This window comes from Streptomyces sp. C (assembly GCF_000158895.1).
Lineage (GTDB): Bacteria > Actinomycetota > Actinomycetes > Streptomycetales > Streptomycetaceae > Streptomyces > Streptomyces racemochromogenes.
Genome location: NZ_GG657750.1, coordinates 7,059,407 through 7,074,196, shown reverse-complemented (window position 1 = coordinate 7,074,196; position 14,790 = coordinate 7,059,407). Strand labels below are relative to the sequence as shown.

13 protein-coding genes and 1 pseudogene are annotated in these 14,790 nt (G+C 75.1%); 5 read left to right on the top strand and 9 right to left on the bottom strand.

Annotation, left to right across the window (positions count from 1 at the left end):
• Positions 1-161 precede the first annotated feature (161 nt).
• On the top strand, positions 162-1,823 hold the full coding sequence (locus tag SSNG_RS31640; RefSeq protein ID WP_241695164.1) for a carboxylesterase family protein: 1,662 nt from the start codon (positions 162-164) through the stop codon (positions 1,821-1,823).
• Positions 1,824-1,834: 11 nt separating this feature from the next.
• Here the strand turns inward: SSNG_RS31640 and SSNG_RS45440 are convergent, their stop codons facing one another.
• Both SSNG_RS45440 and SSNG_RS45435 read right to left on the bottom strand, forming a co-directional pair.
• The gene (locus SSNG_RS45440) at positions 1,835-2,335 is read right to left on the bottom strand and encodes a M64 family metallopeptidase (protein WP_347232483.1); all 501 of its coding nucleotides are present in this window, start codon (positions 2,333-2,335) and stop codon (positions 1,835-1,837) included.
• A 139-nt stretch (positions 2,336-2,474) separates the two neighbouring features.
• Positions 2,475-2,924: pseudogene (locus SSNG_RS45435) on the bottom strand (M64 family metallopeptidase); the annotation flags it as partial.
• 397 nt (positions 2,925-3,321) lie between these two features.
• Between SSNG_RS45435 and SSNG_RS31630 the strand changes: the two are divergent.
• Entirely contained in the window at positions 3,322-4,680 is a 1,359-nt protein-coding gene (locus tag SSNG_RS31630) for a helix-turn-helix domain-containing protein (RefSeq protein WP_007268021.1), read from the top strand.
• Positions 4,681-4,707: 27 nt separating this feature from the next.
• On the opposite strand, the gene SSNG_RS31625 is transcribed toward SSNG_RS31630, so the two are convergent.
• The 3 genes from SSNG_RS31625 to SSNG_RS31615 form a co-directional block, all read right to left on the bottom strand.
• Positions 4,708-6,231 carry an MFS transporter gene (locus SSNG_RS31625; RefSeq protein ID WP_007268020.1) on the bottom strand — a complete coding sequence of 508 codons (1,524 nt, stop codon included), beginning with the start codon at positions 6,229-6,231 and terminating at the stop codon, positions 4,708-4,710.
• 252 nt (positions 6,232-6,483) lie between these two features.
• Positions 6,484-6,729: a DUF6158 family protein gene (locus SSNG_RS31620; RefSeq protein WP_007268019.1), complete on the bottom strand. Its 246-nt coding sequence runs from the start codon at positions 6,727-6,729 to the stop codon at positions 6,484-6,486.
• 42 nt (positions 6,730-6,771) lie between these two features.
• Positions 6,772-7,881, bottom strand: a complete 1,110-nt coding sequence (locus SSNG_RS31615; protein ID WP_007268018.1) for an AI-2E family transporter — start codon at positions 7,879-7,881, stop codon at positions 6,772-6,774.
• A 113-nt stretch (positions 7,882-7,994) separates the two neighbouring features.
• On the opposite strand from SSNG_RS31615, the gene SSNG_RS31610 reads away from it, so the two are divergent.
• Entirely contained in the window at positions 7,995-9,305 is a 1,311-nt protein-coding gene (locus SSNG_RS31610; protein WP_050779792.1) for an MFS transporter, read from the top strand.
• 64 nt (positions 9,306-9,369) lie between these two features.
• Positions 9,370-10,107, top strand: coding sequence for a hypothetical protein (locus tag SSNG_RS31605; RefSeq protein ID WP_007268016.1), 738 nt, complete (start codon positions 9,370-9,372; stop codon positions 10,105-10,107).
• Positions 10,108-10,141: 34 nt separating this feature from the next.
• Here the strand turns inward: SSNG_RS31605 and SSNG_RS31600 are convergent, their stop codons facing one another.
• Entirely contained in the window at positions 10,142-10,495 is a 354-nt protein-coding gene (locus SSNG_RS31600) for a hypothetical protein (RefSeq protein ID WP_042802461.1), read from the bottom strand.
• 146 nt (positions 10,496-10,641) lie between these two features.
• Here SSNG_RS31600 and ligA point away from each other — a divergent pair, with 146 nt between their 5' ends.
• Complete coding sequence (gene ligA, locus SSNG_RS31595) at positions 10,642-12,699, top strand: NAD-dependent DNA ligase LigA (RefSeq protein ID WP_042802459.1); 2,058 nt, start codon at positions 10,642-10,644, stop codon at positions 12,697-12,699.
• Between the two features lie 170 nt (positions 12,700-12,869).
• Here ligA and SSNG_RS31590 read toward each other — a convergent pair whose 3' ends face one another.
• The 3 genes from SSNG_RS31590 to SSNG_RS31580 form a co-directional block, all read right to left on the bottom strand.
• Complete coding sequence (locus SSNG_RS31590; RefSeq protein ID WP_007268013.1) at positions 12,870-13,064, bottom strand: hypothetical protein; 195 nt, start codon at positions 13,062-13,064, stop codon at positions 12,870-12,872.
• 142 nt (positions 13,065-13,206) lie between these two features.
• Entirely contained in the window at positions 13,207-13,878 is a 672-nt protein-coding gene (locus SSNG_RS31585; RefSeq protein WP_042802457.1) for a response regulator transcription factor, read from the bottom strand.
• Positions 13,875-14,790, bottom strand: a 916-nt coding sequence (locus tag SSNG_RS31580; protein WP_128637254.1) for a sensor histidine kinase, incomplete at its 5' end; no start/stop codon positions are given. The genes SSNG_RS31580 and SSNG_RS31585, both read right to left, overlap by 4 nt.

The window sequence follows — 14,790 nt, the reverse complement described above, 5'->3', positions numbered from 1 at the left end:
TTCAGCGGCACGGGTCGCGACTGCGCCACTCCGGGGCGGGCAAACGGGGGGCTCCCCGGCGTGTCCGCGTCGCGGGCCGGACACGCCGGAAGCAAGGCGGGGCCGGGGGAGGCGGGGGCGCGCACAGTGGCCTGACCGACCCGTCGAGGAGGGGCTCAGCCGTGCCGGATCCCCGTTCCGCCCGCCGCGGGCGCGTCCACCGCGGGCTGCTGGGCGCGCTGTTGCCCGCGCTGGTCCTGCTGATGCTCTGCGCCTGCGTCTCGGGGCCGCCCGCCGCGGGGGCGGTGGCCGGAGCCGGGGAGCGGCCGGTGGTACGGACCGCCGAGGGACCCGTACGGGGGCGCGGGCACGGGGCGTACGACACGTTCGAGGGAATCCCGTACGCGGCGGCGCCGACCGGTCCGCTGCGCTGGCGTCCGCCGCGGCCGGCGCCGCGCCGGGCGGGGGTGCTGGACGCCGGGGCGCCGGGGGCGCGCTGCGCGCAGCTGCCGGCGCTCGGGCCGGGCGGGCCGGCCGGCTCGGAGGACTGCCTGTTCCTGAACGTCACGGCCCCGGCGGGGCCCGGGCGGGAGCGGCCGGTGATGGTGTGGTTCCACGGCGGCGGCTTCCGCTTCGGTTCGGGGGACGCGTACCGGCCGGAGCCGCTGGTGGCGGCGGGCGGCGTGGTGGTGGTGACGGTCAACTACCGGCTCGGCGTCTTCGGGTTCTTCGGGCACCCCGAGCTGGGCGGCGCCCCGGACTTCGGGCTCGCCGACCAGCAGGCGGCGCTGCGCTGGGTGCGGGCGAACGCGGCCGGTTTCGGCGGTGATCCGGGCCGGGTCACCGTCTTCGGGGAGTCGGCGGGCGCGCTCAGCGTCTGCGCGCACCTGGTCTCCCCCGCCTCGGCGGGCCTCTTCCACCGGGCGGTCGTGCAGAGCGGCTCCTGCTCGACGACGATGCCGCCCTACTCGGTGCTGCCGTCGGTGGGGACGTACGAGCCCTTCGTGCCCGAGGGGCGCACGGTCGCGGCCGGTACGGCCGCGGCGTCCTCCCTCGGCTGCGGCGGCCGGCCGGAGGGCCGGGTACTGGACTGCCTGCGCGCCCTGGACACGGGCCGGCTGCTGACGGCGGAGCTGATGGAGCGGTTCTCGGGGGTCGCGTACGGCAACGCCCTGCTGCCGCTGGAGCCGGCCCGGGCGCTGGCGGCGGGGCGGTTCCACCGGGTGCCGGTGGTGCAGGGGAACACCCTCGACGAGATGCGGCTCTTCCTCGCGCAGACGCTGGCGGCGTATCCGGTGGGCGACGGGGAGGGCTACCGGGCGCGGCTGCGGACCTCCTTCGGCGCGGCGGCCGCCGAGGTGGGGGCGGTGTACCCGCCGGACGCCTTCGCGACGCCCGCGCTGGCGTGGGCCGCGCTGCTCACCGATGCCTCCTTCACCTGCCCGACGCTGCGGGACGGCCGGGCGCTGGCCCGGCACGTGCCGGCGTACCAGTACCTGTTCGCCGACCGGGGGGCACCCAACTTCACCGGGCTGCCGGAACCCGCCGGCTTCCCGTTCGGGGCGGCGCACGGCTTCGAACTGCCCTACCTGTTCACGACGGTGGCCCTGGCGGAGCCGCAGCGGGCCCTGGCCGGGCGGATGACCGGCTACTGGACGCGTTTCGCCCGCACGGGGGCGCCGGACGTGCCGGGCGCCCCCGTCTGGCCCCGGTTCGCGCCGGGCGCCTCCTCGGTGCTGGAGCTGGCGCCGGGACCGGGCGGTATCCGTCCGGTCGACGCGGCGGCGGCGCACCACTGCGCCCTGTGGGACTCCCTGGCCTTCGCGAAGTCACCGGCTCCGTGAGCGGGGTGTGTTCAGAGCCGGACGTCCCAGGTGAGGCCGGAGGTCAGGGCGCGGGCGGCTTCGGGGTCGCGCACCGAGGGAGTGCGGTCGGTGACGCTCACCGACAGCTTGTGGCCGCGCAGGTCGAGCAGCCACAGTTCGGCGACGCGGACCTCGGTGCGTCCCGCGAACCGCTTGAGCTCGCGGCCGTCGAGGTACCAGCGGATCTCCGGCTGCCGTCCGTCGGGCCCGTGGAGGCGGGGGACGGTCACCTTGGCGGTGTGCCGCAGCCGCAGGGTGCGGTCGGTGGAGGTGAGCGGGGTGGCCAGGCGGGCGTGCCGGTGGAAGCCGGTGGTCATCGCCTCGACGCCGGGGAGGTTGAAGGGTTTGCCGAGGACCCGCATCAGGGAGTTGTCGGTGGGCCGGTAGAGCCCGGTGACGTAGTATCCGCCGCCCTCGTACGCGCCGACGGTGCCGCCGTCGGGCGAGGTCTCGCCGAGCCAGCGGTACCACTTGGCCCGTTCCGCCGCCATCCGGGTGGCGTCGAGGGCGGAGGTGTTGGGGTCGCCGGGCTCGGTGCCGGTGTACTTCTCGTAGCCGGGGACGCAAAAAAAAAAAGTACTCGTCGGCGAGCTTGCCGAGGGAGTGGCCGGTCTCGTGGATGGCGACCTGCCCTGACTTGGGGTGGCCGGCGGAGGCGGTGGAGATGCCCTCGTAGCCGAGGGTGGCGCTGGGTTCGTTGTAGCCCGCGCCGCCGTACTTGGCGCTGTTGGCCAGGACGATGACCAGGTCGGCTGCGGGTGCCTTGGCGACGTACGCGTCCACCTTGGGCTGGTCCACGCAGAGCAGCCGCTCGATGGACTCGCACCAGAAGTACGAGCCGAGCGCGGTGTCCCGGACCGTGTCGGGGCCCGGGTCGCCGGAGACCCCGGACTGGGCGGAGACGGCGTCGACGGTCCAGACGTTGAAGAGGTCGCGGTAGGTGGTGTACGGCTCGACGGCGGTGACCTCGGCCCATTTGGCGCGGGCGTCCGCGTGGAAGCGGTCGAGTTCGCCGGCGGTGTAGCCGTCGCCGATGACGACCACGTCGAGCCGGTCCGCGGTGGGGCCGTTGTCGATCATCTTGGTGACCTGGCCGTCGCGGCGCCGCCGCTCGAGAGGCGGGGCGCGTCTGCCCGCCTGCGGCGGTACCAGGCGTGCGATCCGCGTCGCCGCCGTGTTCCGCCCGGTATCTCGACGCGCACGCCGCCGGGCGGGCGGTCGCGCTGCCGCGGGGCGTCGCGGCGCCAGTAGCGCGCGCTCGCGCAGGCCGCGGCGAGTGCCGCGCGCAGGGTCGGCCGGACGGTTCGCCTCATGAAGTCCTCCGTGGGGAAAAGGAGTCGGGCAGGGTGTTAAGCAACGGGTTAACTCTGCTGAACCGGCTGCTTAAACTAGGCGGCGCGCCGGACCGTGCGCCAATGGCCGACTCCGGTTCGATACTGGGGAGTTGGTACGAGCAGGGTGACAACAGGGGGATTTCATGGACGATCCGACCGAGATCGGACGCCGGGTGCAGCGGCTGCGCGCGGAACGCGGGCTCACCCAGCGGCAGTTGGCGGAGCCCGCCTACACCCCGGCGTACGTGTCCACCCTGGAGTCCGGCAAGGTGCGCCCCTCCGAGACGGCGCTGCGCTTCCTCGCCGGGCGGCTCGGCACCTCGTACGAGGAACTCGCCACGGGCCGTCCGGCCCACCTGGCCACCGAGCTGCGGCTCGCCCTGACCGACGCCCAGCGCACCCTGGCCACCGGACCGGCGCGGGAGGCCGCGGCGCAGTTCCGGCGGCTGCTGGCCGAGGCCGAGCGGCTGGATCTGGCGGACGAGCGGGCCGAGGCGCTGCTCGGACTCGGCGACTGCGCACTGGAGGCCGGGGAACTGACCGACGCGGCACGGCACTTCGAGGGGGCGGAGCTGCTGCTGGCGGACCAGCCGCTGCCCCGCAGGGCCCGGGCGGTCCGGGGCCGCGCGGTCGCCCACCTGCTGGCCGGGGAGCTGCGGTACGCCTGCTACCTGCTGGAGTCGGCGATCGACGCGCTGAACGCGGGCGGGCTCGGGGACCCGGAGGCGCTGGTGCTCCTGTACTCGGCGGTCATCGGCCCGTACATCGACATGGGTGCCCACGCCCGCGCGGCCCACGCGGCGGAGCTGGCACTGGCGCTGGCTCCGCAGGTCGGCGATCCGGCGCTGGTGGCGGGGATGCACCGGCAGGTGGCGCGGACCTTCCTGACCGAGGGCCGGGTGGCCGACGCCGACGCCTCGCTCGCGAAGGCGCAGGCGGTCTACCGGCAGCTGCGGCTGCGGACCGACCTGGCGCACTGCCACTGGATGCGCGGCTACGTACAGGCGCAGCACGGGGAACTGGACGCGGCGGAGCGGGAGTTGAGGATCGCCCGGGAGATGCTGGCGGCGCGGCGGGCGACGCTGTACACCGCGCAGGTGGAGGTGGAGCTGGCGGACGTGCTGCGTCGCCTGGGCCGGTACGAGGAGGCCGCCGGGCTGGTGTCGGGGCTGCTGGAGGAGGGTTCGGGCCCGGGCGCGGTGCACGCGGGCGGCGCGCACCGGCTGCTGGGGCTGATCGCGGAGGAGCGCGGGGACGCCGGGGCGGCCGAGGAGCACTACGTACGGGCGCTGGCGCTGCTGGAGCGCAGCGGGGCGGGCGGGGACCTGGCGGACCTGTGCCGGCTGCTGGGCGACCTGCTGCGCAGGCAGGGGCGTACGGAGGCGGCGATGGACGCCTACCGCACCGGGCTCGGGCACCGGGCGGCCCCGGGCACGACCACCCTGGGCCCGGCGCCGGCGGCCCCGGCGCACACGGCCCCGCTCCCGGCGCCGCCCCGTTGAGGGCGTGCCGGGAGCGGGGCCGGCCGGTCAGTGGTTCTCGGTGGGCTGGAGGTCGCGCGGGATCAGCGCCCAGGTGGTGGCCGCGGCGGCGACGGACAGGGCTCCGGCCAGCAGGAAGGCCGGGGTGATCGCCAGGGTGTAGGCGTGCGTGGCGGTCTCCAGGAGGGCCTGGCCGACCGCGCCGCCGAGCCGCTCGGCGGTGTGCGCCGCCTCGCCGACCGAGTCCCGTACGGCGCTCGCGGCGGGGCCGTCGAGGTCGAGCGCCGGCAGGTTGCCCCGGTAGAGCGCGGCGGCGGTGCTGCCGAGGACGGCGACGCCCATCGCGGAGCCCAGTTCGTAGCAGGTCTCCTCGATGGCGGCCGCGCTGGAGACCTGGTCGGCGGGCGCGGCGGAGACGAGGGTGACGGAGGCCACGGTGGTGGCGATGCCGGCGCCGAGCCCCATGACGGTCAGGCCCGCGGCGAAGGCCGGGTAGCCGGGCTCGGTGAACTGCTGGACGGTCCAGGGCATCGCCATGCCGGCCGCGAGGACCACGAGTCCGGCGCCCAGCACGTGCCGGATGGGGTGGCGCTGCATCAGCGCCGGGGCCACCATCGAGGCGCAGATCAGCGCCAGCGGGGCGGGCAGCAGCCGCAGTCCGGCCTCCAGCGGGGTGTAGCCCTGGCCGTACTGGAACCACTGGGTGACGAGGAAGAGGACCGCGCCCATGCCGACCATCGGCAGGAAGATCGCGGTGGCGGCGACGCTGAAGGCGGGCTTGGCGAACAGCCGCACCTGGAGCAGCGGGTGGTCCAGGCGCAGCTGGCGGCGGACGAAGACGGTGAGCGCGACGGCAGCGAGGGCGAGCAGGGCCCAGGGCAGCGGGTCGGCGATGCCGCTCTTGCCGAGCTGCTTGATGCCGCCCGCGAGGGCGAGCATGCCGACGACGGACTGTCCGACACCCCACCAGTCCCAGGCGCCGTCGCCGCGCGGGGCGCGCGATTCGGGCAGGTAGCGCAGTCCGGCCGCGACGATCACGGCGGCGACGGGGAGGTTCAGGAGGAAGGCGGAGTGCCAGCCGTGGTCCTGGACGAGGAGGCCGCCGGCGACGGGGCCGAAGGCCATGCCGCCGCCGAACACGGCGGCCCAGACGGCGAGGGCGAAGGCGCGCTCCTTGGCGTCGGTGAAGACGCTGCGCAGGATCGAGAGGGTGGCCGGCATGATGGCCGCGCCGCCGACGCCGAGGAGGGCGCGGGCGGCGATCACGTGCCAGGCCTCGGTGGAGAACACGGCGATCAGCGAGGCGGCGGAGAAGATGCCGAAGCCCGCCATCAGCAGCCGCTTGCGGCCCCAGCGGTCGCCCAGGGCTCCGGCGGTGACGAGCAGTCCGGACAGCGCGAGGGCGTAGACGTCGATGATCCACAGCTGCTGCACGGCTCCGGGCTGGAGGTCCGCGACGAGCGAGGGGAAGGCCACGTTGAGGATCGTGGTGTCCATCGAGATGAGCAGGAGGCTGCCGGAGAGGATCGCGAGGACGATCCAGCGGCGAGGGTCCCGCGTGGGGGTGTGCATGGGATTCCGTTCGAGGGGGTGCCTTTGCGCACCAGAATGAGTCTCCGTCGCCCCGAATGATACAAGGATGTCTCACTTGGAGCAACGAAGACTCATAGGAGGGTCCTCGTCCGGTGGGTACGCGGAGCCAGGAGGGTCCTCGTCCGGTGGGTACGCGAAGCCGGCCGTTCCCCGGGTTTCACCCGGGCGCCCCCGGGAACAAGCCCACTGCCGCCCCGCGCATTCGCGGGGCGGACCAACGTGCGGGGGGGCTCAGTCCTCGCCCGAGGTGCGGGCGCGCGCTCCCGAGCGGGTGCGTCCCGCGGTGGGGGCGCGGTCCGGGTGGCGGCGGACGTACTCGTCCTCCAGCTCCTTCAGCCGCTGGGTGTGCGTGGCCAGCGCGTCGTCCGAGCCGTGCAGCAGGGTCTCGTGGCGCGTGCGGTGGATGGTCTCCAGCTCCTTGAGCAGCCGGCCGTCCTCCAGCTCCCGCGCCGCCGCACCGGCGGCGTGCTCCGCCATGGCAACCACCTCCACCTCCTACGGTAGACGCGTCGGGGCGGATCAGCCGTCCGGGCCGGGCCGCGGCCGCGGCTCGGGTTCCGGGGGCCGCTCCGGGCGCGGTTCGTCCCCGGGCTCGCCGGCCTCGGAACGCAGGGCGCAGTAGACCGACCAGGCCACCGAGACCAGCGGGACCGCGACCACCGCGCCGACCACCCCGGCCGCGATGGCCCCCGCGATGACCGAGACCGCCACCACGAGCGGGTGCAGGCGCACGGCCCAGCTCATCACCAGGGGGTGCAGCAGGTGCCCCTCGATCTGCCCGATCACCACGATCAGCGCGATCACCACCGCCGCGATGACCGGCCCGCGCGCCGCCAGCGCCACGACCGCGGCGACCGCGAGGGCGACGGGCGACCCCACCAGGGGCACGAAGGCCGCGAAGAACTCCAGCAGGGCGAGCGGGACGGCGAGCGGCACCCCGAGGAAGTACAGCGCCACCCCGACGAGCACCGCGTTGGTCCCCGCGACCAGCACGATCCCGTGCGTGTACCCGGTGAACGTACGCCAGGCCGCGGTCCCGGCGAGGGCCGTGCGGCCACGCGCGCGCTCGGGCAGCTGGGCGCAGAACCACGCCCACTGGCGGCCGCCGCCGTGCAGGAAGAAGACCGAGGAGAACACCGCGAGCGCCAGCACGGTGAGCACCTGCACCACGTGGCCGGCTCCGCTCACCGCCGTGCTCAGCAGGGTCGAGCGGTGGGTGGACAGGTATTCGCCGATCTTGGCCTGGAGGCCGGTGAGCGCTCCCGGGTCCAGCCGGAAGGGAGGGCGCTCCAGCCACTTCTCGATGCTGACGAGGCCCTCGCGGAACTCCCGGACCAGGGTGGCGCTCTCCCCCGCCACCGCTTCGCCGACCAGCGCGAGGATGCCCAGCAGCAGGACGGTGCTGCCGACGAGGGTGACCGCGACGGCGGCGGAGCGGGGCAGGATCCGGGCCAGGCCCCGCGTGGGCGGCGACAGCAGGGCGGTCACGACGAGGCCGAGGAAGAGCGCCACGCCGATCTCGTGGAAACGGCCGAGCAGCGAGAACACGGCGTAGACCGCCACGCCCACGACCAGCAGGCGCCAGGCGTAGGCGGCGGCCGTGCGCAGGAACGGGGACACCGTCGACATGCCCCATGGGTGCCACGGGCGGCGGCCGCTGCCACGCGCCGGGTGCCGTTTTGACCCGTCCGGGGCGAAAACGCGTTGCCCGGGCGTCCGCCGGCCGCGCAGGATGGTCGGCCGTGAGTAGATCCCGCTTGGCCTCCGTACTGCCCGACCTGGCCCCCTGGCGTTCCAGCCGTGACTTCCGGCTGCTGTTCTTCCAGGGGACGGTCACCTTCTTCGGCTCCTTCATGGCGATGATCGCCCTGCCGCTCCAGATCAAGCACCTGACGGACTCGCCGCTGGCCGTCGGTGCCATGGGCGCGGTGGAGCTGGTTCCGCTGGTGGTCTGCGGGCTGTACGGCGGGGCGCTGGCCGACGCGGTGGACCGGCGCCGGCTGATCCTGCTGACCGAGGCCGGGCTCGGGCTGCTCGCGCTGCTGCTCCTGGTGAACTCGCTGCTGCCGCACCCGCTGCTGTGGCCGCTGTACGTGGTGGCGGCCGGGGTGTCGGCGCTGACGGGCCTCCAGCGTCCGGCGCTGGACTCGCTGATGGCGCGGATCGTGCCGCACGACCAGCTCAGCGCGGCCGCCGCGCTCAACGCGCTGCGCTACCAGTTCGGGGCGATCGCCGGTCCGGCGCTGGCCGGTGTGGTCGTGGCGTACGCGGGCTACGCGTCGGCGTACGCCGTGACCGTCGCGGGCTTCGCCGTCTCGGTGGCGCTGTGCGCGCGGCTCAGCCCGGTGCCGCCGGCCGGGGGCGCGGAGCGGCCCTCGCTGCGGGGCATCGCGGAGGGCGCCCGGTACGCGTGGAGCCGGCCGGTGCTGCTGGGCACGTACGCCGTCGACCTGGCGGCCATGTTCTTCGCCTTCCCGAACACGATCTTCCCGTTCCTGGCCGACGAGCTGGACGCCGTGTGGGCCCTGGGCCTGATGTACGCGGCGGGCGCCGTGGGCTCGCTGCTGCTGGGCCTGACCAGCGGCTGGGTGTCGGGGGTGCGCCGGCACGGGCTGCTGGTGGTCTTCGGGGCGGCCGCGTGGGGACTCGCCATCGCGGCGGCGGGCTGGTTCACGGACATCTGGCTGGTGCTCCTGTGCCTCGCGGCGGCGGGCGCCGGCGACATGCTGAGCGCGCTGGGCCGGTCCACGATCTGGAACCAGACGATCCCGGAGGAGCTGCGGGGACGGCTCGCGGGGATCGAGGTGCTCTCGTACAGCGTCGGTCCCCAGCTCGGGCAGGTCCGGGCCGGCACCATGGCCGGCTGGACGGGGACCCGGCCGGCCTTCTGGAGCGGCGGGCTCGCGTGCGTGGCGTCCGTGGCGCTGCTGGCGGCCCTGCTGCCGAAGCTGATCTCCTACGACGCGGACACCGACGAGGACGCGCGGCGCCGCCGGGCCGCCCGGGAAGCAGGGGCCCGGCCGCAGCCGGACCCGACGGGCGCGACGGCCTGATCCGGGGCGCCCGAACGGCGGTCCTCGCGGTGCGCCGGGCGGCTGGGGCCGGGAGGGTGACGGCATGGGCGACTGGTGGTACCGCAACATCCTGGAGCCGGGGAAACTGCCCCTGCTCCTGGCGCTGTCGGCGTTCGTGGTGACCTTCATGGTGACCCGGGTCATCACCCGGATGATCCGGGCCGGCAAGGGCCCCTTCCGCAACGTCACCCCGGGCGGGCTGCACGTGCACCACTGTGTCCCGGGGGTGATCCTGATGACCGTCGGCGGCTTCACCGCGATCGCGGGCGGCCGTACGGGGTGGGGTTCCTGGGTGGCCGCCGTGCTCTTCGGGATGGGTACGGGCCTGGTCCTGGACGAGTTCGCGCTGATCCTGCACCTGAGCGACGTCTACTGGACCGAGGAGGGCACCCTCAGCGTCGAGGTGGTGGTCATGACCTCCGCCCTGGCCGGCCTGCTGCTGTGCGGGTTCCTGCCGCTGGGCGTGGACGGGCTGACCGAGGACCAGCAGGCGAACCGTCTGTTCCTCGGCGCCACCGTGCTGTTCAACCTGCTGCTCGCGGCGGTGGCCCTGTTCAAGGGCAAGCCCCGGCTCGCGGTGTTCGGGATGGTCGTCCCGATGATCGCCCTGTTCGCGGCGGTACGGCTGGCCCGCCCGGCCTCGCCGTGGGCGCGCCGCTTCTACGGGCACCGCCCCAGGACCCGGGCCCGCACCATCAAGCGGGCCTACCGGCACGACCGCCGCTGGGGCGGGCTGGAGCGGCGCGTCGGCTACCTGATCGGCGGCGCGCCCAGCCGGTAGCCGGCCGGTGTGCGGGCGCGCCGCGCGTCCGGGCTCAGGCGGAGGCGGGTGCGGCGGCGGGGGTGCCGTCGAGCTCCCACGCGTGGCGCTTGAACTCCCGCTGGAAGTCGGAGTGGTCCTCCCACTGGCGGGCGATGCCGCGCAGCACGTCCCAGTGGTGCTCCACCGACTGGTCGATGACCTTGCGCAGGAGCGGCTCGGCGGTCTCCCGCGTCTCGATGAGCCCCTTGACGGCGGAGGCCTCCAGCACGCTGTTGCGCAGCGCGCGCAGGGCGCGGGAGGTGTCGTCCATCGCGAAGCCGCGCTCGCTGCCGGTCTCCGCGTCGAACAGCGGGGTCAGCCGGGCCTCGATGAACGCGGTGATCCTCTCGAAGTGCTGCACGTCCATCAGGGTTCTCCCGTTCCCGCCGGCCGGCGCCCGTCGCGCGGCACGGCTCATCGATGCTGATCACAGGTGTGTTCAGGTGCAGGATACGAGGTCGCCGCGGGCGGCTGGGCCCCGCCGTTGTCAGACCCGTGCGCGACGATCACGGCATGACGATCACCACCGCGTCGGCACTGGCCGACCGTGACGAGTACGCCGACGCCATCGCCACCGCCGTGAAGGCCTCCGCGGCCTACTACGGCTCGGGCGGTTCCCCGCTCGACGACGCCTCCTTCGACCTGCTCGTGTCCCTGATCCAGGCGTACGAGGCCGCCTACCCGGAGCACGTTGACCCGGCCTCCCCCACGGGCAAGGTCGCGGGCGGGGCCGTGGCGGGCGGGGAGGTGGCGCACACGGCGGCGATGCTCTCGCTGGCCAACGCCTTCGGCCCGCAGGACCTGCTGGACTGGGAGGCCTCGCTGGTCAGGCGCCTGGGCGGGCCCGTCACCGGCGGGTACGCGGTGGAGCCGAAGCTGGACGGGGCCTCGCTGGCGGCCCGTTACCGCGCGGGCCGGCTGGTCCAGCTCGTCACCCGGGGCGACGGCACCAGCGGCGAGGACGTCTCGCACGCCATCGGCACCATCGTCGGGCTGCCCCTGGAGCTGGCCGTGGAGGCCACCTTCGAGGTGCGCGGCGAGGTGCTGCTGACGGCGGAGCAGTTCGAGCGGGCGAACCGCACGCGCGCGGAGCACGGGGCGGGCCCCTTCTCCAACGCCCGCAACGGCGCGGCGGGCACGCTGCGGGCCAAGGGGCGCGCGTACACGGTGGAGATGAGCTTCTGGGCGTTCGCAGCGGTGGAGCTGGAGGGCGGTACGGCCCTGCCGGGCACCACCCACTCCGAGGTCATGGCGTACGTGGCGGCGGCCGGTGTCCGCACGGCCGCGGACACGGCGGCCGGGCTGACGGTGGCGGCCACCGCGGCGGGGGCGCAGGAGCAGGTGGACCGGATCGCCGGGATGCGCGCCGGGCTGCCCTTCGGGATCGACGGGGTCGTCGTCAAGCTGGACTCGCTGGCCGAGCAGGCGGCGGCCGGCACCGGCTCCCGCCACCCCCACTGGGCGACCGCGTACAAGCTGGCGGCAGTCGAGCGGCGGACCCGGCTGCTGGACGTGACCTGGGCGGTGGGCCGCACGGGGGTGCTCGCGCCGACCGCCGTGCTGGAGCCGGTGGAGGTCGACGGCTCCGTGGTGCGGCACGCCACCCTGCACAACCCCGCCGACATCGCCCGACGGGGCCTGCTGATCGGCGACACGGTGACGGTCTACAAGGCCGGGGACGTGATCCCCCGGGTGGAGGCCCCGGTGGTGGAGCTGCGGACCGGGGCGGAGCGGCCGGTCGTCGTGCCCGAGGTGTGCCCGGGCTGCCAGGGGGAGATCGACCGCTCGCAGGAGCGGTGGCGGTGCGCGCAGCCCGCCGACTGCGGGCGGATCGCGGCGATCCTGTACGCCGCGGGGCGCGATCAGCTGGACATCGACGGGCTGGGCGAGCGGTACGTAAGGGCCCTGGTCGAGGAGGAGGGGGTGCGCGACGTGGCGGACCTGTTCACCCTGGACCCGGCGGCGCTGGCGCGGGCCGCCGGGAGCGAGAAGCGGGCCGTGAAGCTGGCGGAGCGGATCGAGGCGGCGAAGGCGCTGCCGCTGTCGCGGGTGTTCTGCGCGCTGGGCGTGGTGGGGACCGGGCGGGGCATGTCCCGGCGGATCGCCCGCCACTTCGGGACGATGGAGGCGGTCCGGGCGGCGGACGCGGCGGCGATGACGGCCGTGGAGCTGGTCGGGGAGACGAAGGCGGCGGCGATCGTGGCGCAGGTCGCGGAACTGGGCCCGGTCATCGACAAGCTGGCGGCGGCGGGCGTCCGCCCGGTCGAACCGCAGGTACCGGCCGCGGCCCCGGCGGGCGAGGCGGAAGCGGGGCCGCTGGCCGGCCAGAACGTGGTGGTCACCGGGAAGATGACCGGCGCGCTGGCCGCGTACGACACGCGCGACCGGGTCCGCGAGCTCATAGAGCGGGCCGGCGGCCGGTCCTCCGGCTCCATATCGGGGAAGACGACCCTGCTGGTGGCCGGGGAGAAGGCGGGTAGCAAGGTGGCCAAGGCCGAGGCCGCCGGGATCGAGATCCTCGGCGAGGAGGCGTTCGCCGTGCGGATCGCCGCGCTGCTCGAAGCCCGTTAGGGCCTGTCGTCAAACTCCCGTCGTCGCCCGGAGGGCGGCCCCGCGGCGTCTGGTGCGTGCTCTCGGCGTGCCGGGCGGAAGCCCGCGTACTGGACGTACTTGGCTTTCGCCCGGTGCGGCGAGAGCGCGTGCCAGGCGTCGCGGGGCAGACGGGAGTTTGACGACAGACCCTAGGGCGTGACGGCCAGGACGGGCGGGGCGGGGGACGTCCAGCGGTGGCCGCAGGGGTCGAAGACCAGGACGACCGGTTCGCCCGGGCGCTGGCGCCAGGAGATCCGTTCGGGGGCGTCCGCGCACCGCGGACAGTCCGGCAGGGGGGAGGCCGGCGCGGCGAGTACCGGCGGCGCGGTGTGCGGTTCACGCATGGGGGCTCCCTGGTCCGGCGGCTGTGCTCCTGGCACTGTGCCATGCGGGAGGCCCCCCGCGCACCGGCGGATCATCCAGTGTTCTGGCTGGTCAGGGGTGCGAGGGGCCGGGGAATTCCGGGTGTCTGCGGGCACTTGGGTCTCAACCGCTCCTCCGCTCGGCCTCGACCAGCCCCGTCTCGTACGCGGCGATCACCGCCTGGGCGCGGTCGCGGACGCCCAGCTTCCCGAAGACGGCGGTGATGTGGTTCTTGACGGTGGAGACGCTGATGTCCAGTTCGGCGGCTATCGCGGCGTTGTCCAGGCCCCGGGCGAGGAGACGCCAGATCTCCAGCTCCCGCGGGGTGAGCCCGTCGGGGGTCGTCGCCGGGGCGGGCCGGGGCTCGCGCGGGGCGGTCCGTACGTAGGTGGAGAGCAGCCGGGTCAGCAGCCTCGGGGCGACCGCGGCCTCGCCGGTGTGGACGGTGCGGACGGCCGCGATCAGCTCCTCCGGGGAGACGTCCTTGGGCAGGAACCCGCAGGCGCCGGCGCGCAGCGCGGCGACCACGTACTCGTCCATGTCGAAGGTGCTCAGCGCGAGCACGCGGGCCCCGGGCCGGACTTCGGCCAGCCGCGCGGTGGCGGCCACTCCGTCGAGGACGGGCATGCGGATGTCCATGACCACCACGTCGGGGTGCAGCTCCTGCGCGAGGGCGACGGCCTCGGCGCCGTCGGCGGCCTCGCCGACGACCTCGATACCGGGGTCGGGGGCCAGGATCAGGGCCAGGCCGCGCCGGACCAGCGGCTGGTCGTCGGCGATCAGCACGCGGATCATCGGCGGATTTCCTCTCGCTGCGGGTGGGGCCGGCGGTGCGCTTCGGGGGCGGCCGGTGCGGGGAGGCGGACCGCGACCCGGAAGCCGCCGTCCTCGCGGGGTCCGGCCTCCAGGGTGCCGCCGTGCAGGACGACGCGTTCCCGCATGCCGATCAGGCCGTACCCGCCGCCGCGGTGCGGGCGGCGGGCGGTGCCGTCGGCGGGGCCGTCGTCGCAGACCTCGACGGCGACCTCGTCCGGGCCGTAGTCCAGCCGTACCCGGGCCGGGGCGTTCCCGGCGTGCTTGCGGGCGTTGGTGAGGGCCTCCTGCACGACGCGGAACACCGTCAGGCCGACGGTGGGCGGCAGCGGGCGGGCGGGGCCGCTGACGGTGAGTTCGGTGTCCGACCCGGCGGCCCGGGACTCCGCGACGATCCGCTCCAGGTCCCCGGCTCCGGGCTGCGGGGCGGGCACGGCGGTCTCCGGTTCCTCGCCGGCCCGCAGGACGTCGAGCAGCTGCCGCATCTCGCCGAGGGCCATCCGGCCGGACTGCTCCAGGGTCACCAGGGCCTCGCGGGCGGCCCCGGGGTCGTGGGCGAGGTTGGCGCGGGCTCCGCCGGCCATCAGCTGCATGGTGGTGATGTGGTGGGCGACGATGTCGTGCAGCTCCCGTGCGATGCGCCGGCGTTCGTCGGCCACCGCCCGTTCGGCGAGCAGGGCCCGCTTGGCCTCGGCTTCGGCCTGCCAGCGCCGGGCGACGAGGCCGGTGGTGACGACGAGCAGGGCCGCGGCCGTGTTGGCGAGGAGGCCGAAGCCCGGGTCGAGGAGCCGGCCGCCGTGTCCCAGGCCGGTCAGCGGGGGTGTCACGAGCGCGGCGCCCACCACCGCGGGGGTCCGGCAGGCCGCGGCGACCGAGTACAGGGCGACGGCGGGG